Annotated in this window: 15 protein-coding genes; 10 read left to right on the forward strand and 5 right to left on the reverse strand. The window is 71.4% G+C overall.

From position 1 onward, the window contains the following. Both CSC64_RS05015 and CSC64_RS05020 read right to left on the reverse strand, forming a co-directional pair. On the reverse strand, positions 1-1,334 hold a 1,334-nt coding region (locus CSC64_RS05015), incomplete at its 3' end, for a hypothetical protein (RefSeq protein ID WP_202922313.1). A gap of 69 nt (positions 1,335-1,403) precedes the next feature. Continuing rightward, a complete protein-coding gene (locus CSC64_RS05020) occupies positions 1,404-2,711 on the reverse strand; it encodes a hypothetical protein (RefSeq protein WP_162434232.1) in 1,308 nt (435 codons plus the stop codon). A 233-nt stretch (positions 2,712-2,944) separates the two neighbouring features. Here CSC64_RS05020 and CSC64_RS05025 point away from each other — a divergent pair, with 233 nt between their 5' ends. From CSC64_RS05025 to CSC64_RS05050, 6 genes are all read left to right on the forward strand, one after another. Then, positions 2,945-3,085 (forward strand): hypothetical protein, encoded by a 141-nt coding sequence (locus CSC64_RS05025; RefSeq protein ID WP_238389766.1) that lies wholly within the window; start codon positions 2,945-2,947, stop codon positions 3,083-3,085. An 88-nt stretch (positions 3,086-3,173) separates the two neighbouring features. Further along, positions 3,174-5,693: a bifunctional aspartate kinase/homoserine dehydrogenase I gene (thrA, locus tag CSC64_RS05030; protein ID WP_162434234.1), complete on the forward strand. Its 2,520-nt coding sequence runs from the start codon at positions 3,174-3,176 to the stop codon at positions 5,691-5,693. 8 nt (positions 5,694-5,701) lie between these two features. Then, positions 5,702-6,664, forward strand: a complete 963-nt coding sequence (locus CSC64_RS05035; RefSeq protein ID WP_162434235.1) for a homoserine kinase — start codon at positions 5,702-5,704, stop codon at positions 6,662-6,664. Positions 6,665-6,688: 24 nt separating this feature from the next. Continuing rightward, positions 6,689-7,978 (forward strand): threonine synthase, encoded by a 1,290-nt coding sequence (gene thrC, locus CSC64_RS05040; protein ID WP_162434236.1) that lies wholly within the window; start codon positions 6,689-6,691, stop codon positions 7,976-7,978. 70 nt (positions 7,979-8,048) lie between these two features. Then, a complete protein-coding gene (locus CSC64_RS05045; RefSeq protein ID WP_238389771.1) occupies positions 8,049-9,065 on the forward strand; it encodes a L,D-transpeptidase in 1,017 nt (338 codons plus the stop codon). A gap of 270 nt (positions 9,066-9,335) precedes the next feature. After that, positions 9,336-9,983, forward strand: coding sequence for a murein L,D-transpeptidase catalytic domain family protein (locus tag CSC64_RS05050; protein WP_162434295.1), 648 nt, complete (start codon positions 9,336-9,338; stop codon positions 9,981-9,983). A gap of 39 nt (positions 9,984-10,022) precedes the next feature. Here the strand turns inward: CSC64_RS05050 and CSC64_RS05055 are convergent, their stop codons facing one another. After that, positions 10,023-11,426: a GntP family permease gene (locus tag CSC64_RS05055; protein WP_162434238.1), complete on the reverse strand. Its 1,404-nt coding sequence runs from the start codon at positions 11,424-11,426 to the stop codon at positions 10,023-10,025. Between the two features lie 170 nt (positions 11,427-11,596). On the opposite strand from CSC64_RS05055, the gene CSC64_RS05060 reads away from it, so the two are divergent. The 3 genes from CSC64_RS05060 (at position 11,597) to CSC64_RS05070 (ending at position 18,086) form a co-directional block, all read left to right on the forward strand. Continuing rightward, entirely contained in the window at positions 11,597-13,804 is a 2,208-nt protein-coding gene (locus CSC64_RS05060; RefSeq protein ID WP_162434239.1) for a TonB-dependent receptor, read from the forward strand. 123 nt (positions 13,805-13,927) lie between these two features. Continuing rightward, positions 13,928-17,317, forward strand: coding sequence for a hybrid sensor histidine kinase/response regulator (locus CSC64_RS05065; protein WP_162434240.1), 3,390 nt, complete (start codon positions 13,928-13,930; stop codon positions 17,315-17,317). Between the two features lie 280 nt (positions 17,318-17,597). Beyond that, on the forward strand, positions 17,598-18,086 hold the full coding sequence (locus tag CSC64_RS05070; RefSeq protein ID WP_162434241.1) for an NUDIX hydrolase: 489 nt from the start codon (positions 17,598-17,600) through the stop codon (positions 18,084-18,086). Between the two features lie 315 nt (positions 18,087-18,401). On the opposite strand, the gene CSC64_RS05075 is transcribed toward CSC64_RS05070, so the two are convergent. Beyond that, complete coding sequence (locus CSC64_RS05075) at positions 18,402-19,067, reverse strand: response regulator (protein WP_162434242.1); 666 nt, start codon at positions 19,065-19,067, stop codon at positions 18,402-18,404. Positions 19,068-19,091: 24 nt separating this feature from the next. After that, positions 19,092-19,850 (reverse strand): 3-hydroxybutyrate dehydrogenase, encoded by a 759-nt coding sequence (locus tag CSC64_RS05080; protein WP_162434243.1) that lies wholly within the window; start codon positions 19,848-19,850, stop codon positions 19,092-19,094. Positions 19,851-19,985: 135 nt separating this feature from the next. Here CSC64_RS05080 and CSC64_RS05085 point away from each other — a divergent pair, with 135 nt between their 5' ends. Continuing rightward, positions 19,986-21,851 (forward strand): 3-hydroxybutyrate oligomer hydrolase family protein, encoded by a 1,866-nt coding sequence (locus CSC64_RS05085; protein WP_162434244.1) that lies wholly within the window; start codon positions 19,986-19,988, stop codon positions 21,849-21,851. Positions 21,852-21,863 lie beyond the last annotated feature (12 nt).

The raw sequence follows: 21,863 nt of genomic DNA on the forward strand, positions 1-21,863 counted from the left end.
AAGCCCTTGGCGGGACCACGCTGGGGGCGTGGATGACCTCCAACTTCCCTTCGCACTGCCCGCACGCAGTGACCCCACGTGCCTGGAACGCCCCGCGAAGTGCAAAACGGGGTTGTTCGAGGTTCCCCCATGTGGTTCACCCCCTGGGCCAGTCGCAGCTTGCCGCGCTTGCGGTCGCCATTGAGTTCGATGTTGTAGGGCCCGTTGCCATTCATGCCCGTGGCTGACACGCCCCAGGTCCCGTTGCTGCCGCCGCTGAAGTGGAAGGTGTAGCCAGGCGGGCCTGCCACCTGGAACGGGGCTTCGATGTCGGCGATGTCGCCCTTGAGGTCGCAGCCGCTGATGGCGTATTTCCTGCCGCACTTCTTTGACACGCTCTTGCGGATGTCGTCCATCCGGTCGTTGATGAGCTGCTGGAGCTGTTCGGACGTCATTGCCATGACCAGGCTGGCGGCAACCCCCAGTACCTTGAGCGGCTGCATGCCCGCGGCGGTGGAGGCCACGGTGTTGGCGGCGATGACGTGCAGGTCGGCGACGATGGCTTCGCGAAGCTCGTCCATCTGCTTGAGGATCTTCTCGCGCTCGCCGGGCTGCCATTGAACGCCACCGGGATTGTCCTCGGTGCACTTGCGCAGCTTGTCGATCTCATCCAGCGTTTCCTGCTTCTGGTCGGAGATGCCTTGCAGTTCCTGGCCGGCCTTGGCCACGTTCAATGCGCCGGCGATCTTGCCGCCGGCCTTGCCAAAAGATGCTTCGAGGTACTTGTCGCGTATTTCGTCGCTCGCCGTTTCGGTGAACCAGCTCTGGACCACCTTGGCGAAGCCGCCGTTGCCGGACGCCTGCGCATGGGCGCTGGGGATCAGCAGGTCGATGGGATTGAACGGTGCGCCCGGTCCTTGCAGCAGGGCGATGGGGTCCAGTCCTGACAGATCCTCCTCCGGGATGTAGTAGCGGAGGGTGCTGGTAATCCGCCCGGGCTCGACCGAGCTTTCCAGCACGGCCGGCCCAATCTCGCTGGCATCGACCCGGCTCAGGCGCAGTTCGATCCGGGTGGTGTCGCCCCAGGGATAGGTCATCACCATGTGCAGCACCCCCGGCTCCGGGGTGGTGTAGTTCCAGGTGGTCAGGGCCAGCGCCCGGGCCTCGTCCGGGTCGGCGCCGGCGTCGACCAGTTTCTGCACGAAGACCGGGTCCGGCGTGCCATCGGGATCGGGCGGCGGCGCCTCGGGCAGTTGCGACTGCGCGGCTTGTTCCAACGCCGACTGGCTGTCGGTTCCGGGCGAACAGCCGGCCAGCGCTGCCAGCACCGCCACGATCAGGAAGGTCTTGCGCATGGCCGGTCTCCCCGGATCACCAGCGGCTTGAAGGGGTCCACGTTCTGCTCGACCAGGTCGGGCTGGAAACTACAGGTTGCGCAGGATCCCCTTGAGCAGTTTCTTGCTCGTGCTTTCCGGTTTTTCCTGCGGCTGGCCGTCGGCGGCCTCGTCCGATTGAGGTTCCGGCTGCATGCCGTCGAACGCGCCGCCGAAGTCCATGCCCAGCATCGCGCTGGCGGTGGACTTGGTGCGCACGCGCAGGTTCCACTCCGGATCCCACTTCTTCAGTTCCTCCGGGTCGGTCGGCTTGGGCGGCCAGACCATGTGCGTTTCCGGGCCGTAGGCGATCATGCTGAGCATGGCCATGCCGCCCATGCCGCCCTGCGCGGGGTCGCCGCCGGCGGAGGCGAAGATGCCCTTGGGGATCGTGCAACTGGTGGCGGAGGGCGGCAGCAGCACCTTCTCCTTCAGCCAGCGGTCGACGTAGGAGCCGCTCAGGTACTGCTGCAGTTCATGGCCGGCGCCGGGAGACTCGGCGCTGCTCCAGAACACCATGGTGTTCTGGCCCTGCGCGCCGACCGCGTTGAGGAAGTAGGCGCGGGCGCGATCGACCGGCTGCCAGCCCAGCGCCATCGCATCGGTGGCCTGGCCCGAGGTCCTGAGCGCGATCTTCGGCATGAACTCGGCGTTGCCGCCCAGGTCGAACTGCAGCGATGCGGGCACGTCGGTGCCGCTGATCCGGTGCTGTCCCGCCAGCACGGCGCCGTTGGGCACGCGCTTGTCGTGCTTGCGGTTGGGCCACACCACGAAGGCCGGGGTGACGCTGATGTCGCGCGCGGGGGCCAGCCGGGTCTGCGTCACGCTGCCGCTGGTCTCGAGTTTGCCGCCGCGGAACTTCATCTTGAAGGTCTTCGGCTGGCCGGGACGCACCGTGTCGCCGCAGCCCCAGTATTCGTGGATGGTCATTTCGCCGTCGGGCATCTGCTGCTTGCCCTGGGTGGGAATGCCCGGCTCGTAGTCCTTCACTTCGGCCAGTGGCGGCAGCAGCGGCAGCGCCTTGCCCAGCTTCAGGCCGCCGGGGATCGCCTGCTGTGCCTCCACGCCGGGCCGGGGGCTGTTGTGCATGGCGATGTCGAGGTACTGGCCGGAGGAGGCCGGGTTGAGCGCGGTCGGGTAGGCCATCTTCTCCTGCGCGCCTGCGCCCATCATGCCGGCCAGGCCGCCCATCGCGCCCATGTCGGGCATGCTGGCGAAGTTGTGGGTGGCCACGTCGATCCAGACCTGGGTTTCGGGCGTCTGCGAGGGCGCGCTGGAGGCGGGCAGCGACGCCGCGGTCGCCACGGCCAGTGCGGCGGCCAGCGGTGCGATGCGGCGACGGCGGGGCAGGGGGTGCATGGTGGTTCTCCTGGGTAGTGGTGGCCGCGTGCGAGTGGTCATGTGGGGATCATGGGCACATGGCCGGCCAGGCCGTCATGCCCATGGAAGCGGGGCGGTGGCAGCCTCCGGCAAGGCGGCTCCGGCGGGGCAGTGCGCCGTAAACGTTTCTCCCGCAACGGGTTTTCTTGCCGATGTTGCGCTGCAACGCTTGACAGCCCCCGGTGCCATCGTGTCCCCTTGGACCCATGTCGATGCCCAACGCCAACGCCCGCGCAATCCGGCCGCTCCGGCCGATGCCCGCGCGTGCCCCGGCGATCGGCGCGACCGCCATTACCACCACCATCACCACCACCGGTATTACCCGCCCGGTGCGGCCCGTCGTACTCGCGTAACCCGCGAACCCACGGCCCCGCACCTGGATCAGGGAGCGGGGCGATCCGCGACCTGGTGCTGGCGGGGCCTCAACCATCGAGGTCCTCCATGTCGTCGTCCGCAGCACAAGCCCAACCCGCCGCCGCCGCCGCGCCTGCGCGCACCGTCGTGCACAAGTTCGGCGGCACTTCAGTGGCTGACGCCGAGCGCTACCGGCACGTGGCCCGCCTGCTGCTGGCGCGCGACGAAACCGTGCAGGTCGCCGTGGTCTCGGCGATGAAGGGCGTGACCGACGCGTTGATCGAACTGGCGCAGGTGGCCGCCGCTACCCCGGCCGGCGAAAGCCTGCCGGACTGGCGCGAACGCTGGCACGAACTGCGTGCCCGCCACCGCGGCGCCGCCGTCGCCCTGCTCGGCGAGAACGCCGGCGCCGCCGTGGAATGGCTGGACCAGCGCTTCGACGAACTGGCCCAGGTGCTCGCCGCGCTGAGCGTGATCGGTGGTCTGCCGGACGAAGTGCTGCAGCGGGTACAGGGGCAGGGCGAGGTCCTTTCGGCACGGCTGCTCGGCGAATACCTGCGCACCCTGGGCGAGGACTGCGCGGTGCTCGACGCGCGCGAGGTGCTGGTGGTCAGCCACGGCGAGCTGGGCGTGGACGTGGACTGGGGCCTGAGCGCGCAGCGCCTGGCGCGCTGGCGCCAGGCCAACCCGCAGTCGCGGGTGGTCGCCACCGGCTTCGTCGCCCGCGACGCGCAGGACCGGATCACCACCCTGGGCCGCAACGGCAGCGACTATTCCGGCGCGATCTTCGCCGCGCTGTTCGAGGCCGACGAGCTGCACATCTGGACCGACGTCGATGGCGTGCTCTCGGCCGACCCGCGGGTGGTGCCCGAGGCGGTGCAGCTGGAGTCGCTGAGCTACGACGAGGCCTGCGAACTGGCCTACTTCGGTGCCAAGGTGGTGCATCCGCAGACCATGTACCCGGCGATCGAGCGCGGCCTGCCGATCATCATCCGCAACACTTTCCAGCCCGACCACCCGGGCACCCGGATCACCGCCGCGCGCGACCTCGACGGCCCGGTGAAGGGCCTGACCCTGAGTCCGAACCTGGCCATGCTGAACCTGGAGGGTACCGGCCTGATCGGCGTGCCGGGCACCGCCGAGCGCGTGTTCGCCGCCCTGCGCAACGCCAAGGTCTCGGTGGTGATGATCTCGCAGGGCTCCTCGGAGCATTCGATCTGCTGCGTGGTCAAGCAGGAGGATGCCGACCGCGCGCAGGCCGCGCTGGTGAATGCGTTCGCCCACGAGCTCACCGTCGGCCAGGTGCAGCGGGTGCAGCAGGTGCCTGGGATCAGCGTGCTGGCGGCGGTCGGCGACGGCATGGCCGGGCAGCCGGGCGTGGCCGCGCGCCTGTTCCAGTCGCTGGGCCGGGCGCAGGTGAACATCCGCGCCATCGCCCAGGGTTCGTCCGAGCGCAACATCTCGGTGGCGATCGACAGCGACCACGCCACCCGCGCGCTGCGCGCCGCGCATGCCGGCTTCTACCTGTCGCCGCAGACCTTCGCGGTCGGCGTGATCGGCCCGGGCAACGTCGGCGGCACCCTGCTGGACCAGATGCTGGGCGCGCGCGACGGCCTGCTCGAGCGCGCCCACCTGGACCTGCGCCTGCGCGCGATCGCCTCGCGCGGGCGGCAGTTGCTCGATCCGCGCGGGATCGAGGGCGACTGGCGCGGCCGCTTCGCTGCGGCCACGGATGCGGCCGACCTGGACCGCTTCACCGCGCACCTGCTCGATTCGCACCTGCCGCACGTGGCCATCGTCGACTGCAGCGGCAGTCCGGACGTGGCCGACCGCTACCCGCAGTGGCTGGCCGCCGGCATCCACGTGGTCACCCCGAACAAGCAGGCAGGCGCCGGGCCGCTGGCGCGCTACGTCGCGATCCGCGAGGCCGCCGCCGCCAGCGGCGCGCGCTTCCGCTACGAGGCCACGGTCGGCGCCGGGCTGCCGGTGATCTCGACCCTGCGCGACCTGCTCGACACCGGCGACGCGGTGACCTCGATCGAGGGCGTCTTCTCCGGCACCCTGGCGTGGCTGTTCAACCGCTACGATGGCAGCGTGCCGTTTTCGCAACTGGTCGCCGAAGCGCGCGCGCTGGGCTATACCGAACCGGATCCGCGCGACGACCTGTCCGGCACTGACGTCGGTCGCAAGCTGGTGATCCTGGCGCGCGAGGCCGGGCGCGAACTGAGCCTGGAGGACGTGCGGATCGAGAGCCTGGTGCCGGAGGCCTTGCGCCAGGCCAGCGTGGAGGACTTCATGGGCCGGCTGCGCGAGGTGGATGAAGGCTTCGCCGCGCGCCTGGCCAAGGCCAGGGCCGAGGGCAGGGTGCTGCGCTACGTGGCGCGCCTGGATGCCGCCGGCGGCGCCAGCGTGGGCCTGGTGGAGCTGCCGCAGGAGCATGCCTTCGCCAACCTGCGCCAGACCGACAACATCGTCCAGTTCACCACCCGCCGCTACTGCGACAACCCGCTGATCGTGCAGGGCCCGGGTGCCGGCCCGGAGGTGACCGCAGCCGGCGTGTTCGCCGATCTGTTGCGGGTGGCCGCCGGCCGGGGGGCGCGGCTGTGAGCGAGGCGATGACGACGCCTGCGTCGCCGGGTGTGCGTGGCACGGCCGCGGCGCAGCGCCAGGCCGCCGCGTTCTCGCCGGCCTCGGTGGGCAACGTGGCGGTGGGCTTCGACATCCTCGGCCATCCGCTGGCCGGGGTCGGCGACACCGTCACCGCGCGACGCATCGTCGAACCGGAGGGGCGCATCGCCGCGATCCGCGGCGCGCCGTTCCCGTTGCCGCGGGAAGCCGCACGCAACACCGCCGGCGCGGCGCTGATCGCGATGCGCGAGGCGCTGGCGTTGCCGTACGGGTTCGAGATCGAGATCGACAAGGGCATCGCGCTGGGTTCGGGCATGGGCGGTTCGGCGGCCTCGTGCGTGGCCGCGCTGGTGGCGGCCAACGCGCTGCTCGACGCGCCGCTGCCGCGGCAGGCGCTGTATCCGTTCGCGCTGGCCGGCGAGGCGGTAGCCAGCGGTGGCCGCCATGGCGACAACCTCGGGCCGATGCTGCTCGGTGGGCTGGTGCTGGCCACCGCCGACCGGCTGGTGCGGATTCCGGTGCCGGACGCCTGGCACAGCCTGCTGGTGCATCCGGACGCGGTGCTGGAGACGCGCCGTGCGCGCGAGGTGCTGGCCGGTGCGTATGCGCTTGGCGACTTCGTCGCGCAGAGCGCCAACCTGGCGCTGGTGCTGGCCGGCTGCCATGCCGGCGATGCGCAGCTGGTTCGCGCCGGCCTGCGCGACGTGCTGGTCGAACCGCGGCGCGCGCCGCTGATCGGCGGCTTCGGGCCGGCCAAGGCGGCGGCGCTGGACGCCGGCGCGATGGGCGCGAGCATTTCCGGCGCCGGGCCCAGCGTGTTCGCCTGGTTCGAGTCGCGCGAGCGCGCGCAGGCTGCCGCACCGCTGGTGCAGGTGGCGTTCGCCGCCGCCGGTTTCGAGAGCCAGGCCTGGGTTTCGCCGGTCGACAGCCCGGGCGCGCACCTGCTGTAGCCGTTCTCCTTGCATGGGATCCCGATGAAATTCGTCTCCACCCGCAACAACTCGCCCGCCGTTTCGCTCAGCGACGCCATCGCCGCCGGCCTGGCGCCCGATGGCGGCCTGTACGTGCCGGCGCAACTGCCCGCAGCACGCGCGCTGCAGCCCGGCGACAGCCTGGCCGCGCCCACCGCCGCGCTGCTGGCGCCGTTCTTCGAGGGCGATGCGCTGGCGCCGGAGCTGGCCGCGATCTGCGCCGAAGCCTTCGACTTCCCGGTGCCGCTGAAGCCGCTGGCCACGCCGGGCGACCACGTGCTGGAGCTGTTCCACGGCCCCACGGCAGCGTTCAAGGACGTGGGCGCGCGTTTCCTCGCTGCGGCACTGGCGCGGATCCGGCGCGGCCAGGAGCGGCCGCTGACCATCCTGGTGGCGACCTCGGGCGACACCGGCGCGGCGGTGGCCGCGGCCTTCCACGGCCAGCCCGGACTGCGGGTGGTGGTGCTGTATCCGGACGGGCGGGTGTCGCCGCGGCAGGCGCACCAGCTGGGCTGCTTCGGTGGCAACGTGAGCGCGCTGCGCGTGGCCGGCTCGTTCGACGACTGCCAGGCGCTGGTCAAGCGCGCGCTCAACGATGCGCAGCTGCAGGCGCAGGTGCCGCTGAGCTCGGCCAACAGCATCAGCCTGGGCCGGCTGCTGCCGCAGATGAGCTATTACGCGCATGCGGCGCTGTCGCACCGCGCCGCCACCGGCAGGGAACTGCACTTCGTCATTCCCACCGGCAACCTGGGCAACGCGCTGGCCGCGATCCTGGCGCGCGCGCTGGGCGTGCCGATCGGCCGCATCGTGCTGGCGACCAATGCCAACCGGGTGCTGCCGGAGTACTTCGCCGGCGGCGACTACGCGCCGCGCGCCAGCGTGGCCACCGTGGCCAACGCCATGGACGTGGGCGCGCCGAGCAACTTCGAGCGCCTGCGCTGGCTCTACGCCGGCGATGACGCGGCGTTGCGCGCCGCGTTCACCGCGATGGCGGTGGACGACGACACGATCCGCGCCACCATCCGCCGGCGCCGGGAGTTGCACGGCGAGGTGTTCTGCCCGCATACGGCCACCGCGGTGCACGTGCTGGAAACCCTGCGCGCCGGTGGCGTGGACGGCGACTGGGCGGTGGCCGCGACCGCGCACCCGGCCAAGTTCGAGTCGGTGGTCGAGCCGCTGGTCGGCCATGCGGTGGAGGTGCCGCCGGCGCTGGCCGCGCTGCTGGCACGCCCGGCACACGCCGAGCCGGCGCCCCCCGATTACGGCGTTTTGCGCGATCATCTGCTCGGCTGAGCAGGGGACGGGGGACGCGATGACGGGGAATGCCGGTGGAATGCGCGCGATGGGCTCAGTCGCACGCTGGATGATGGCCGCGCTGCTGCTGGTCGCCGGCCTGGCGCTGGCCCAGGACGCGCCGCGCGGGCCGCTCGGGCTGGAGCCCGGCGAGTTCCGCTGGCACCCGGAGATCGCCCCGTCCGGCCCGGTGGTGCTGGTGGTCAGCCTCGACCAGCAGCGCGCCTACGTGTACCGCAACGGGATCGTGATCGGCGTGTCGACGATCAGTTCGGGCAAGCCGGGCAAGGACACCCCGACCGGGGTGTTCACCATCCTGCAGAAGAACAAGGACCACAAGTCCAACCTCTACAACAACGCGCCGATGCCCTACATGCAGCGGCTGACCTGGGATGGCATCGCCCTGCACGGCGGTGCGTTGCCGGGTTACCCGGCCTCGCATGGCTGCGTGCGCCTGCCGCATCCGTTCGCGGCCAAGCTGTTCGGCATCACCCGCAACGGCGACACGGTGGTGGTCACCGACGCACGCGCCGCGCCCACCAACCTGGTGTACCCGGCGGTGCTGGCGCCGGTCTCCGCCAGCGGCGCACCGCTGGCGATCCCGGAGGCCGGCGGACCGGGCTACAGCTGGGACGACGCGCCCGCCCCGGCCGGGCAGGTCGGGATCGTGGTCAGCCTGGCCGACCAGCGGGTCTACGTGCTGCGTGGCGGCGTGCCGGTCGGCGAAGCGCCGCTGGAGCTGGGGCCCGGCGCGGCGGACTTCCACGGCACCACGCTGTTCGTGATGGGCGAAGGCAGCAGCGCCCGCGCCAGCATGCTGGACCCGGAACGCCCCGGCCACCGCTGGACCGCCTACCCGATCCTGGACGACCCGCGCCCGGCCGCCGACGGCAGCGTGGCCGCGGGCCAGGTGCCGCTGGACCTGCTGGAGCAGCCGAGCCTGCCGGTGCGCCTGCCGGAGGGGTTCTCGCAGCGGCTGTACGCGGCGCTGGTCCCGGGCACGACCGTGCTGGTCACCGACCTGCCGGCGCTGCGCCCGCTGGACGATGAACAGGAGCCGCAGCCGGTCTTGGAATCGGACGGCTGAGCCGGCAAGCTGCGGGGGCGGGCCCGGGCAAGCGCCGGGCCGGCGCCCGTCCCTGGAACACCGTTGCATGAAGCTGTCGAAAAGTTCCGCCGGCCGCTGGCTGGCCATTTCCCCGGGGCGGCTGGCCCCGGTGCTCTGGCCCCGCTGCTGCTGCCCGCCGCGGCCAGTCCGTCTTCTCCCAGGGGTGCCGCACCGCCGCAGGTCCTGCCGGCGGTCGCCGCGGTGCTTCCGGACCTGCCATCCCTTCCGCCTGCAGGCAGCGACCTGGCCATGCGCCTGGCCGATGCCGCGCCGGCCGCCAGCCGCGAAGTGCTGGAACTGGCGGCGCGGGCGATGTCCTGCGCGCTGCGCAATCCTTCCTTCGGCGTCGATCCGCAGCGGCTGGGCGTGATCGACTACTCGCGCCCCTCGACCGAACCGCGGCTGTGGGTGTTCGACCTGGCCGCGCGCAAGCTGCTGTTCGAGGAGTGGGTCGCGCACGGCCGCAACAGCGGCGGGAACCTGACCACGCACTTTTCCAACCGCGACGGCAGCTACATGACCAGCCTGGGCGGGTTCACCGCGCAGGAGGCGTACAACGGTGGCAACGGCTATTCGCTGCGCCTGCGCGGGCTGGAGCCGGGCTTCAACGACCGCGCCCGCGACCGCGCCATCGTCATCCACGGTGCGCCCTACGTGAACCCGGCGGCGGCGAAGCTGCAGGGGCGGCTCGGCCGCAGCCTGGGCTGCCCGGCGGTGCGGCCGCAGGTGGCGCGGCAGCTGATCGATTCGATCCGGGGTGGCACCTTCGTCTTCGCCTACTACCCGGACCGCGACTGGCTGCAGCGTTCGCAGCTGCTCGCCGGCGATTGCGACGGGGCGAAGGCACCGGTGCTGGCGGCGCGTGCCTCCGCGGACGCGCCTGCCGGCGCGAACTGATCGGCCGCTCCGCCCCTTGTCCGGCGAGCAGCGTGGCGCTCAGACCCAGCCGGTCGCGTAGTACACGCCGATGATGAAGAACACTGCCAGCGTCTTGATGACGGTGATGGCGAAGATGTCCTTGTAGGACGTGCGGTGGGTGAGTCCGGTCACCGCCAGCAGGGTGATCACCGCGCCGTTGTGCGGCAGGGTGTCCATGCCGCCGGAGGCCATCGACGCGACCCGGTGCAGCACGTCCATCGGGATGCCGTAGGCCTGCGCGTTGGCGATGAAGGTGTCGCCCATCGCTGCCAAAGCGATGCTCAGGCCGCCGGAGGCCGAGCCGGTGATGCCGGCCAGCACGGTGATCGACACGGCCTGGTTGATCAGGGGATTGGGGATCGCGCCCAGCGCGTCGGCCACCACCAGGAAGCCGGGCAGGGCGGCGATGATCGCGCCGAAGCCGTACTCGGAGGCGGTGTTCATCGAGGCCAGCATCGCACCGCCGACGGCGGCCTTGGTGCCTTCGGCGAAGGCGGCCGTGACCGGCTTCCAGGCGAAGGCGAGCACGCTGAAGATGCCGACCAGCAGCGCACCCTGCACCGCCCAGATCGCCGCGACCTTGGCCACCTCCTGGACCACCGGCGCCGGGCTGCCGATCACCGAGGGGATGAATTCGTGGCTGGTCCCGTACAGCGCCGGGATCCAGCGGGTCAGCAGGAAGTTGGACACGCCCACCAGCAGCAGCGGCAGCACCGCCACCAGCGGGTGCGCCAGGCGTTCGCCGCGGAACGGTTCCGGTTCGTTGCGAAGTTCCACGCCGCTGGCGTAGCCGTCGCCGTTGCGCACGGCCGCGCGCCGGCGCCATTCCAGGTAGGTCATGCCCACGGCCAGGATGAAAACGCTGCCGATGGTGCCCAGCACCGGCGCCGCCCACGAGGTGGTGCCGAAGAACGCGGTGGGGATGATGTTCTGGATCTGCGGCGTGCCCGGCAGCGCGTCCATGGTGAAGGTGAACGCACCCAGCGCGATCGTGCCCGGGATCAGCCGCTTGGGGATGTTGTTCTGGCGAAAGAGTTCGGCGGCGAACGGGTAGACCGCGAACACCACCACGAACAGCGACACGCCGCCGTAGGTCAGCACCGCGCACACCAGCACGATCGACAGGATCGCGCGCTCGGCGCCGACCAGGCGGATGGTCGCCGCGACAATGGCCTTGGAGAAGCCGGAGATCTCGATCAGCTTGCCGAACACCGCGCCGAGCAGGAACACGGGGAAGTACAGCTTCAGGAAGCCGACCATCTTCTCCATGAACAGGCCGGTGAACATGGGCGCGACCAGCGACGGGTCGGTCAGCAGAACCGCGCCCATCGCCGCCACCGGCGCGAACAGGATCACGCTGTAGCCGCGGTAGGCCACGATCATCAGGAACGCCAGCGCCGCCAGCACGATCAACAACGACATCCACGCACCCCGCCCGCCTCCCGTGGCGGTGCGGCGCAGTATCCGGGCGCCCCCGGGCCGGGCCCACTGTACCAACGGACGATGCCGCCGCCGCCGGCGGCCGCCTAAGGTGCGCACCATTGGCAGGCATGTGCCCGCCACAACGTCCTGCACTTGGGAGGAGGGGACTGATGAAGCGCAAGTATCTGAGCCTGGCGATCGGTTGCGTGCTGGTGTCGCCGGCGATGCCGGCATGGTCGCAGGATGAAGCCGCGGCCGAGAAGGGCGTCAAGGCCACGCAGCTCGACACCGTGACGGTCACCGCGCGCAAGCGCGAGGAAACGCTGCAGGAAGTGCCGGTGGCGGTCACCGCGTTCACGCCGGAGACCCTCGACAAGCTGAACATCGAGGACCTCGGCGACCTCGACGCGCAGGTGCCCAACCTGACCGTCTACGCTGCGCGCGGCTCGACCAGCACCATCACCGCCTACATCCGCGGCATCGGCCAGGCCGACCCGCTGTGGGGCGTGGACCCGGGCGTGGGCATCTACCTGGACGACGTCTACCTGGCCCGCCCGCAGGGCGCGCTGCTGGACGTGTTCGACGTCGAGCGCATCGAAGTGCTGCGCGGCCCGCAGGGCACCCTGTACGGCAAGAACACCATCGGCGGCGCGATCAAGTACGTCTCGCGCGGCCTGCAGAAGGACACCTCGGGCTTCGCCTCGGTCACCGTCGGCAACTACAACCAGCTCGACGCCAAGGCCAGCATCGGCGGCTCCATCAGCGACGGCGCGCTGCGCGGCCGCGTCGCGGTGGCGAGCATGAACCGCGACGGCTACGGCGACAACCTGCATACCGGCCAGGAAGTCTCCGACAAGGAGATCAACGCCCTGCGCGCCCAGTTCGGCGCCTACGCCAGCGATGACTTCGACGTGCAGTTCGCCCTGGACTGGATGGACGACCAGTCCGGCGTGCGCGGCGCGAAGATGCTGGCCGCCAACCCGCTGGCGCCGGCGTACCCGCCGCTGGACGACCGCTACGACATCCGCAGCGCGATGAAGAACATCAACGACACCATCATGAAGGGTGCGTCGATGACGGTGAACTGGCGCGCCAACGACGACTGGGCGTTCAAGTACGTCATCGCCAAGCGCGAATCGGACACCGAGACCAACATCGACTTCGACACCACGCCGATGACCCTGGTCGACGTGCGTGCGTTCTACAACGACCAGCAGGTCAGCAACGAGTTCCAGGTCAACTACGACGGTGGCGGCCGCTCCCGCGGCGTGATGGGCCTGTACTTCTTCAACGGCGACGCCGGCGGCCAGGTGCTCAACCACTTCTGGAACCCGGCGCTGGCCCCCGGCCTCGCCAACCCGCTGTTCGGCGACACCCAGGGCTACGTGAACACCAAGAGCATTGCCCTGTATGCGGACTGGACCTTCGACCTGACCGACGACCTGAGGCTGGACGTCGGCGCGCGCTACACCGACGAGGACAAGCACGCGGTGGCGCTGAACCGCTTCTACACCGACCTGGACTACGACACCGCGTGGGGCACGGCGGCCAACTTCGACAAGACGGTGAACTTCAGCAACGTCTCGCCGAAGGCCTCGCTGAACTACCAGTTCACGCCCGACATCATGGGCTACGCGTCCTTCAGCCGCGGCTTCAAGTCCGGCGGCTACAACATCCGCGCCAACACCACCGCGATCCCGCGTTCGGGCGAGCCGTTCCAGGACGAGCAGGTGGACAGCTACGAGATCGGCAGCAAGATGGCCTTCCTCGACCAGCGCGCGTTCCTGAACCTGGCCTACTTCTACAACCAGTACGAGGACATCCAGCTGTCGGTGTTCACCTCGTACACGCTGCCGGGCGGCGGGGAGAGCTTCTTCGGCGACTTCACCAACGCCGGCAAGGGCACCGTACAGGGCGTGGAAGTGGAATACCAGTTCCTGCCGACCGAGAACTGGCTGTTCAGCGGCAACGTGGCGTGGCTGGACGCGGAGTACGACGAGTTCATGAGCGGTGGCGTCAACATCGCCGATACCCAGTACTTCACCAACGCCCCGGAGTTCTCCGGCGCGGTGAACGCGGAGTGGCGCACCGACCTGGCCAATGGCGGCCACCTGTCGGCGCGGTTGACCTACGCGTACCAGAGCGAAGTGTGGCCGACCACCGACCTGAGCCCGGTGATCAAGCAGGATGGCTATGGCCTGGTCAACGCCGGCGTGATCTGGGACGTCAACGACGACTGGCAGCTGTCGCTGCAGGGCAGCAACCTGGCCGACGAGGAGTACCGGACCACCGGCTACAACATCGGTGCCTACGGCGTGCTGACCGGCTTCTACGGTGCGCCGCGCACCTACAGCCTGAGCGCACGCTACAGCTTCTGACCGGTATCCGTTCCATCGGGGGTGATGGCGCACGGCGGCGGGCTTCGGCCCGCCGCCGTCGCGTTATGCTCACGGCACGGAGGCGGGGCGGGGGAGTGGGGTGAACATGCAGGCCGGGACGCCATGCTGAGCCTGGGGCTGGTCGCCGTGGCCGGGGTGCTGTGGCTGGCGTTGATGTTCGGCACCGCGCTGTACGGCGAGCGCCGGCCGGCCCTGTTCGCACGGCACTGGAACCACGTCTACGCGCTGTCGCTGGCGGTGCACTGCACCAGCTGGACCTTCTACGGCACCGTCACCCAGGCCGCCCGCTACGGCTGGCCGCTGCCGCCGACCTTCGTCGGCGCGATCCTGTTCTATGCGCTGGCCATGGGCTTCATGGTCCGCCTGGTGCGGCTGGCGCGGGAGACCAACGCCACCTCGCTGGCCGACCTGATCGCCACCCGCCTGGGCAAGGACGCGTGGCTGGCCGCCACGGTCACCGTGGTCGCCGCGCTGGGCCTGATCCCCTACATCGCCCTGCAGCTCAAGGCGGTGGCGATGAGCTTCGCCACGCTGACCCGCAGCGGCGTGGAGAACGGGCCGTTCTGGCGCGACAGCGCGCTGTACGTGGCCCTGGCCATGGCCCTGTTCGCGATGCTGTTCGGCACCCGCCGGGCCAGCGCGGCCGAGCACAACCGCGGGCTGGTGCTGGCGATGGCGGTCGAGTCGGTATTCAAGCTGGCGGCGATGCTGGCGCTGGGCGCGTTCGTCTGGTTCGGGCTGGACGCGCTGCCGGAAATCGCCGCCGCGCCGCCACCGGCCAGCCCCGCCGCGCCGGTGGGCGGCTTCCTGCCGCTGGTGCTGCTCGGCGCGCTGGCGATGTTCATCCTGCCGCACCAGTTCCACGTCGGCGTGGTCGAGTGCCGCGACGAGCGCGACGTGCGTACCGCGCGCTGGCTGTTCCCGCTGTACCTGCTGCTGATCGCCGCGCCGACCCTGCCGCTGGCCCACGCCGGCCGCGCCCTGCTCGGCGACGACGTGCCCTCGGACATGTACTCGCTGGCGCTGCCGGTCTCGCAAGGCCACGAGGGCGTGGCCCTGTTCGCCTTCCTCGGCGGGCTCAGCGCGGCCACCGGCATGGTCGTGGTCAGCACGCTCACCCTGAGCCTGATGATCGGCAACCACTGGTTCGCGCCGGGCCTGCTGCGCGGCGCCTGGGCGCGCGGCGACGGCGGCGACCGCCGCGGCGACCTGATCCGGCTGCGCCGCGCCGGCATCGCCGCGATCATGCTGCTGGCCTGGGCGTACAGCCGGCTGGTGGCCGGCAACGAGGCGCTGGCCGACGTCGGCGCGCTGTCGTTCTCGGCGCTGGCCACGCTGGCGCCGGTGCTGGCGTTCGCGGTGTGGCGGCCGCAGACCCCGCCGCGCGCGGCGATCGCCGGCGTCATCGCGGCCTTCCTCACCTGGGCCTGGGTGCTGATGACGCCGACCGTGGCCGCCGCCGCGGCGCTGGACGCGCACTGGATCGAACACGGCCCGTTCGGCCAGCGCTGGCTCGCGCCCGGCGGGCTGTTCGGCCTGACCGGCTGGAGTCCGCTCGGCCGCGCGGTCGGCGCCAGCCTGTTCATGGGCACGCTGGTGACCCTGCTGGCGATGGCATGGCGGCGCGAGGCGCCGCACCGCGCCAGCCGCAACCTGGATGCCGATGCGCTGCGCGACGCCGGGCGCCGCTTCCTGCCCGGCGACAAGGTGGCCGAACTGCTGGCGTCGGCGCCGCGCAGCGGCCCGGTGCCGGCGCTGGTGGAGGCACGGGTGGAGCGCGAGCTGTCGGCGGTGCTGGGCGCCGCATCGGCGCGTCTGCTGCTGGACGCGGCGCGGCGCGAGAGCGGCGATCTGGACACGGTGGCGGCGATCGTCGGCGAGGCCTCGCAGGACCTGCGCTTCAACCAGCAGGTGCTGCAGGCGGCGTTGCAGAACATGAGCCAGGGCATCAGCGTGATCGACCGCGAGCAGCGGCTGGTGGCGTGGAACCGCCGCTACGTCGAACTGTTCGGCTTCCCCGAGGAACTGCTGCAGGTGGGAAGGCCGATCGCCGAGTTGACGGCATGGTTCCTGCGGCGGCAGGCCCCGGGCGGGCTTGAGGCCAGGCAGTTCGCCAAGGCGATCGAGCGGCGCCTGGCGTTCATGCGCCACGGCAGCCCGCACCTGACCGAGCGCGTGTTCCCGGACGGCAGCATCGTGGAAATCCGCGGCAACCCGATGCCGGGCGGCGGCTTCGTCGCCACCTTCACCGACGTGACCGCGTTCCGCGAGGCCGAGCGCGGCCTGATCCGGGCCAACGAGACCCTGGAGCAGCGCGTGGTCGAGCGCACCGCGCTGCTGGAGACGGCAAAGCAGGAAGCCGAACACGCCAACGACGCCAAGAGCCGCTTCCTCGCCGCGATCGGCCACGACCTGCTGCAGCCGTTGCACGCCGCGCAGCTGTTCGTCGATTCACTGTCGCAGCAGATCTCCGGCGCACCCGATGCCCAGGCCGCGCCGGCGCATGCGCCGCCGCCGCGCGAGACCCTGCGCCAGCTCGGCGGCGCGCTGGATTCGACCACCGACCTGCTTACCGGGCTGCTGGACATGTCGCGGCTGGAAGCCGGCGGCCTGGTCCCGGCGCCGCGCGACTTCCCGCTGGACGAAGTGCTGGCACCGCTGGCCGAGCAGTTCCGGGCGATGGCCGGCGAGCGCGGGCTGGCCTTCGCCTACCGCCCGACCGCGCTGTGGGTGCACAGCGATCCGCAGCTGCTGCGGCGGGTGCTGCAGAACTTCCTCGGCAACGCGGTGCGCTACACCGCGCGCGGGCGCGTGGTGCTCGGCGCACGGCGCGGCGATGGACGTGTGCGGATCGAGGTCCACGACACCGGGCCGGGCGTGCCGGAGGCGGCACGCGCGGCGATCTTCGAGGAGTTCCGGCGCGGCGAGGATGCGCCGGGGCAGGGCCTGGGCCTGGGCCTGTCGATCGCCGACCGCATCGCCGGCCTGCTGCAGGCGCCGCTGACCCTGCGCAGCGTGGAAGGGCGCGGCTCGGTGTTCGCGGTGGACGTGGCGCGTGCGCAGGCACCTGCCGCTGCCAGGCCGGTGGCGGCCGTGGCGGCCGGCAAGGTGCGCGGCCTGGCCGGGCGGCGGATCCTGCTGGTGGACAACGACGCCGACGCCCTGGCCGCGCTGGCGCAGTTGCTCGCCGGCTGGGGCTGCGAGGTGGCCCCCGCCGCCGATGGCGACGGCGCCGCTGCCGCGCTGGCGCAGCGGCCGGCCGACCTGTGGCTGTTCGACTACCACCTCGACCGTGGCGACACCGGCGCGCTGCTGGCGGCACGACTGCGTGGCCGCTACGGGCCGGCGCCGTGCCTGATCCTGTCCGCCGATGCAGGCGAGGCCACCCGCAGCGCGGTGCAGGAAGCAGAACTTGCGCTGCTGCCCAAGCCGGTGCGCCCGCTGGCGCTGAAGTCGGTGCTGGACCGCATGCTCGCCGCCACCCGCCGCTGACCATCCGGCCCGACCCTGTAGGAGCCCACTTCAGGGGGCGACCCGGTTGCGTCCGCACGCAGCCGGGATCAACGCGACCGATCCGGAGATTCCGCGTTCAACGTGGCGCGTTCCGGCGCCGGCGGGTCGCCCCCTGAAGTGGGCTCCTACAGGGGGGGGACGGTTGGCGGCGCCGACGCAACACGCGCAGCAGGCGCCGCAAGGGCAGCAAGGGCAACAGACCCGGTTGTGCAACAGGCGCGGCGGGTAGAATCGCGCGACTCCCGCGCAGGCTCCGCCGATGCCCTACACCCCCATCGTCGCCACCCTCGGCTACGTGCTCTCGCCGGACCGGCGGCGGGTGCTGATGGTTCACCGCAACACGCGCCCCGGCGACCAGCACCTGGGCAAGTACAACGGCCTGGGCGGCAAGATCGAGCGCGACGAGGACGTGGTCGCCGGCATGCGTCGCGAGATCCGCGAGGAGGCCGGGATCGAATGCGACACGCTGCGCCTGCGCGGCACGATCAGCTGGCCGGGCTTCGGCAAGCACGGCGAGGACTGGCTGGGCTTCGTGTTCGTCGTCGATGGCTGGAGCGGCACGCCGCTGCAGTCCAATCCGGAAGGCACGCTGGAGTGGATCGAGGTGGAGCGCATCCTCGAGCTGCCGCTGTGGGACGGCGACCGCCACTTCCTGCCGCTGGTGTTCGATGCCGACCCGCGCGCATTTCACGGGGTGATGCCGTACCGCGACGGGCGGATGCAGTCCTGGAGCTTCTCGCGGATCTGAGCGGCGCAGGTTCCACGGCGCGCACGCCTGTCCACAGCAGGTGTGGAAAGCGATGGGAGAAGGATGTGGATAACCCGCGCAGCGCCTTGCCCGGCAAGGCTGTCAAGATGTGTGGCTATTTTTTGACCAGGTCATGACCGGACGATGCCCGGGTTTTCCACACCAGCTGTGGATGGATCGCGGACAAGCGTGTGGATAACCACCGCAGCGCCTTGCGTGGCGGGCCCGTCAAGGGGTGTGGCGGAAAAATGACCAGCGCCTGCATGCAGGCGGATGCGCTGCGTGCGACCGCGGAGGTTCCACGCAGTGGCGCGCTCAGCTTTCCAGCAGCCGGCTCGGGTCGCTCAGTTCCAGTTCGCGCAGGACCACGCCGGCCTGGGTGCGGTTGCGCACGCCGAGCCGTTCGAAGATCGCCGACAGGTGCGCCTTGACCGTGCGTTCCTGCACGTCCAGGCGGTCGGCGATCTGCTTGTTGAGCAGGCCCTGCGCGACCAGGCTGAGCACGCGGAACTGCTGCGGCGACAGGCTGGCCAGGCGCGCGGCCAGTTCGGTGTCCTGGTGCGAGGACTGCGCGCGTGCCACCGAGGCGCGCAGCGAGGCCGGCAGCCACTGCTCGCAGGCCAGCACGCTGCGGATCGCCTCGCGCAGTTCGTCCAGGCCCGAGCTCTTGGGCAGGTAGCCGGCAGCGCCGTGGTCCAGCGCGCGGCGGACCACGCGCGGGTCGTCGTTGGCCGAGACCACCACCACGGCCACGGCGGGGTACTGCGCGCGGATCGCGGCCAGTCCGGCCAGGCCGTGGTTGCCGGGCATGTGCAGGTCGAGCAGGACCAGGTCCACGTCCGGCCGCGACTCCAGCGCGGCGAGCACGCCGTCGAGCGATTCGGCTTCCAGCACCTGCAACTGGGCCACGGCATCGGCCGCGGCGCCGCGCAGGGCGGCGCGGAACAGCGGATGGTCGTCGGCGATCAGCAGGGTAGGCATGGGGCAGGGCGCCCGGTGGTCCGCTTACTGCACCGTCCAGCCGCCGTCGAGCACCAGGCACTGGCCGGTCATGTTGCGCGCGGCCGCGGAAATCAGGAAGGCGGTGGTGCCGGCCAGCTCGTCCATTTCGATGAACACGCCCTTGGGCATCGGCTTGAGCATCACCTGGCTGACCACGTCGGCCTCGGAGATGCCGCGGGTGCGGGCCTGGTCGGCGATCTGCCTGTCCACCAGCGGGGTTTTCACGTAGCTGGGGCACACGGTGTTGATGGTGATGTCGGTGTCGGCCGTTTCCAGCGCCAGCACCTTGGAGAAGCCGACCAGGCCGTGCTTGGCGGCCACGTAGGCGCTCTTGTACGGGCTGGCCACCAGCGCGTGGATGCTGCCGATGTTGACGATGCGGCCGAAGCCGCGCTCGCGCATGCCCGGCAGCACCGCGCGGGTGAGGCGGGCGACGCCGACCAGCATTACCTGGACCAGGAAGTCCCACTTGGCCAGCGGGAATTCCTCCAGCGGCGAGACGTGCTGCAGGCCGGCGTTGTTGACCAGCACCTCGATCGGGCGCGAGACCGCGGCCAGCGCGGCGGCGACGCTGTCGTCGGAGGTCACGTCCAGGGCCACGGCCTCGGCCGATCCGCCGTGGTCGCGGATGGTGGCGGCCACCGCTTCGGCACCGTCCAGCGACAGGTCGCTGACGATGATGTGGTGGCCTTCGGCGGACAGTGCGTGGGCGATGCCGGCGCCGATGCCGCTGGCCGCGCCGGTGATGAGGATGCTGCGCATGGGGGGATCCGGACCTTCGCTGATCTGCAGTGGCCAGCTTAGCAAGCCATGCCGTGCCCGGCGTGGTACCAAAGTACGATGACGCCGCTGCGGGCCGACGGTAGCGTGCGATCATCCCTCAGCCTGGGCCCCGCCATGCGCCGCCAGTCCCGCCTGCCGCTCCTCCCGCTTCTGATCGGTACCGGCCTGCTCGGCGCCGGCATGCTTGCTGGCTGCGCCAGCACCGGCGAACACGAACGTACCGGAGCCGCCGCCATCGAGACCGCACCGCAACGCGTTACCGAACATCGCGGCAGCGACGACCTGCTGACCGCCGGCCTGGGCCTGGACGGGCTGCGCGCGATGACGCCGCCGGCGTTCGCCGATGCGGCCAACCCGACCGCGGCCGAACTGCGTCGGCGCGCGATCTGGAGCAACTGGCGCGGCATCGCCGACCTGTCGCCGGGCGGTGGCTACGGCACCCTGTACGGCAGCGTGGCCGCGGTGCCCGGCCGCGAGTATTCGGCGCTGGCGCGCCTGCCCGGCGCCAAGCAGCCGCACCGTGTGCTGGTGCAGGTGCCCGATGCGTTCGATGCGAAGCAGCGCTGCGTGGTGGTGGCGCCGGCTTCCGGTTCGCGCGGCGTGTACGGTGCGATCGCCGTGGCCGCGCCGTGGGCGCTGCCGCGCGGCTGCGCGGTGGCCTACACCGACAAGGGCGCCGGCAGCGACTATGTCGACCTGGATGCGGGCATCGGCGTGCGCCTGGACGGCACGCCGGGGCGACTGGGCGAGGCCGACGACCTGGCCTTTGCGCCGGAGGTGCCGGCCGGGGCGAAGGGCGTGGCATTCAAGCACGCGCACTCGCAGGACAATCCGGAAGCGGACTGGGGCCGGCACGTGCGGCAGGCCGCGCAGTTCGCGCTGTCGGCGCTGGACCAGGCCTTCCCGCAATCGGCGCCGTACACCTTCGACAACACCCGGGTGATCGCGGTGGGCATCTCCAACGGCGGCGGCGCGGTACTGCGCGCGGCCGAGCTGGAGGGCGACTGGCTCGACGCGGTGGTCGCCGGCGAGCCGAACGTGCTGGTCGAAGGCCACGGCAGCCGCGCGCTGTACGACTTCTCCACCGAGGCGGCGCTGCTGATGCCGTGCGCGCTGCTGCACCTGCCGGCCGAGAGCCTGCCGCAGCCGCCGCTGCGTGCGCAGGTCGAACCGCTGTGGCAGGGGCGCTGCGCGATGCTGCAGGCGGCCGGGATGGTGCAGGGCGCCGATGTCGCGGCGCAGGCGCGTTCGGCCTACGACCAGATGCGGGCCAGCGGCTGGACCGACGAGGCGCTGCAGGCCGGTGCGCTGAGCGTGGGCTTCGACCTGTGGCGTTCGGTGGCGGCGACCTATGCGTCGGCCTATGGCCGCCACGGGATCGGCGCGCATCCGTGCGGCTTCGCGTTCTCGGCGCAGAACCCGGATTTCAGCCCGCGCCCGGCCACGGCGGCCGAGCGCAGCGTGTGGTGGTCCGATGCCGCGGGCATTCCGCCCGGCAATGGCGTGGGCATCGTCGACGCGAAGCTGGCGCCGCCGGACTTCACCCTGCCGGGACTGCAGTGCCTGCGTGGGTTGTACGCGGGGCAGGGCGCGGCCGCCGACGGCGTGCGTGCCGGGATCGCGGCCACGCGTGCGGCGATGCCGCGCGCCGGCCTGCCGGTGCTGGTGCTGCATGGCAGCGACGACGGCCTGGTGCCGCCGGCGTTCACCAGTGCGCCGTACGTGGCCGCGGCGCAGGCCGCCGGCCGCGACCAGGTGCGTTACTGGCAGGTGCGCAACGGCGAGCATTTCGATGCGTTCCTGGCGTTCCCGGCCTACGGGGCGCGCTACGCGCCGATGCTGCCGTTCGTCTACGCCGCGCTGGATCGCGTGTCGGCGCACCTGGACGGGCAGGGCGCGCTGCCTGTGGATGCAGTGATCGAAGCGCGCGGCCGCGGCACCGGCGCGGTCGAAGCCGCCCAGCTGCCGCTGCCGCGCTGACGCCCCGGCCCA

This window comes from Pseudoxanthomonas koreensis (assembly GCF_010093225.1).
GTDB classification, from domain to species: Bacteria; Pseudomonadota; Gammaproteobacteria; order Xanthomonadales; family Xanthomonadaceae; genus Pseudoxanthomonas; species Pseudoxanthomonas koreensis.

Excerpts from the sequence above, each read along its gene's own strand:
- CSC64_RS05055 (WP_162434238.1), bottom strand. The coding sequence starts at position 11,426 with ATGTCGTTGTTGATCGTGCTGGCGGCGCTGGCGTTCCTGATGATCGTG.
- CSC64_RS05025 (WP_238389766.1), top strand. The coding sequence starts at position 2,945 with ATGCCCAACGCCAACGCCCGCGCAATCCGGCCGCTCCGGCCGATGCCC.
- CSC64_RS05020 (WP_162434232.1), bottom strand. The coding sequence starts at position 2,711 with ATGCACCCCCTGCCCCGCCGTCGCCGCATCGCACCGCTGGCCGCCGCA.
- CSC64_RS05065 (WP_162434240.1), top strand. The coding sequence starts at position 13,928 with ATGCTGAGCCTGGGGCTGGTCGCCGTGGCCGGGGTGCTGTGGCTGGCG.
- CSC64_RS05035 (WP_162434235.1), top strand. The coding sequence starts at position 5,702 with ATGACGACGCCTGCGTCGCCGGGTGTGCGTGGCACGGCCGCGGCGCAG.
- CSC64_RS05070 (WP_162434241.1), top strand. The coding sequence starts at position 17,598 with ATGCCCTACACCCCCATCGTCGCCACCCTCGGCTACGTGCTCTCGCCG.
- thrC (WP_162434236.1), top strand. The coding sequence starts at position 6,689 with ATGAAATTCGTCTCCACCCGCAACAACTCGCCCGCCGTTTCGCTCAGC.
- CSC64_RS05085 (WP_162434244.1), top strand. The coding sequence starts at position 19,986 with ATGCGCCGCCAGTCCCGCCTGCCGCTCCTCCCGCTTCTGATCGGTACC.
- thrA (WP_162434234.1), top strand. The coding sequence starts at position 3,174 with ATGTCGTCGTCCGCAGCACAAGCCCAACCCGCCGCCGCCGCCGCGCCT.
- CSC64_RS05080 (WP_162434243.1), bottom strand. The coding sequence starts at position 19,850 with ATGCGCAGCATCCTCATCACCGGCGCGGCCAGCGGCATCGGCGCCGGC.
- CSC64_RS05060 (WP_162434239.1), top strand. The coding sequence starts at position 11,597 with ATGAAGCGCAAGTATCTGAGCCTGGCGATCGGTTGCGTGCTGGTGTCG.
- CSC64_RS05045 (WP_238389771.1), top strand. The coding sequence starts at position 8,049 with ATGATGGCCGCGCTGCTGCTGGTCGCCGGCCTGGCGCTGGCCCAGGAC.
- CSC64_RS05050 (WP_162434295.1), top strand. The coding sequence starts at position 9,336 with ATGCGCCTGGCCGATGCCGCGCCGGCCGCCAGCCGCGAAGTGCTGGAA.
- CSC64_RS05075 (WP_162434242.1), bottom strand. The coding sequence starts at position 19,067 with ATGCCTACCCTGCTGATCGCCGACGACCATCCGCTGTTCCGCGCCGCC.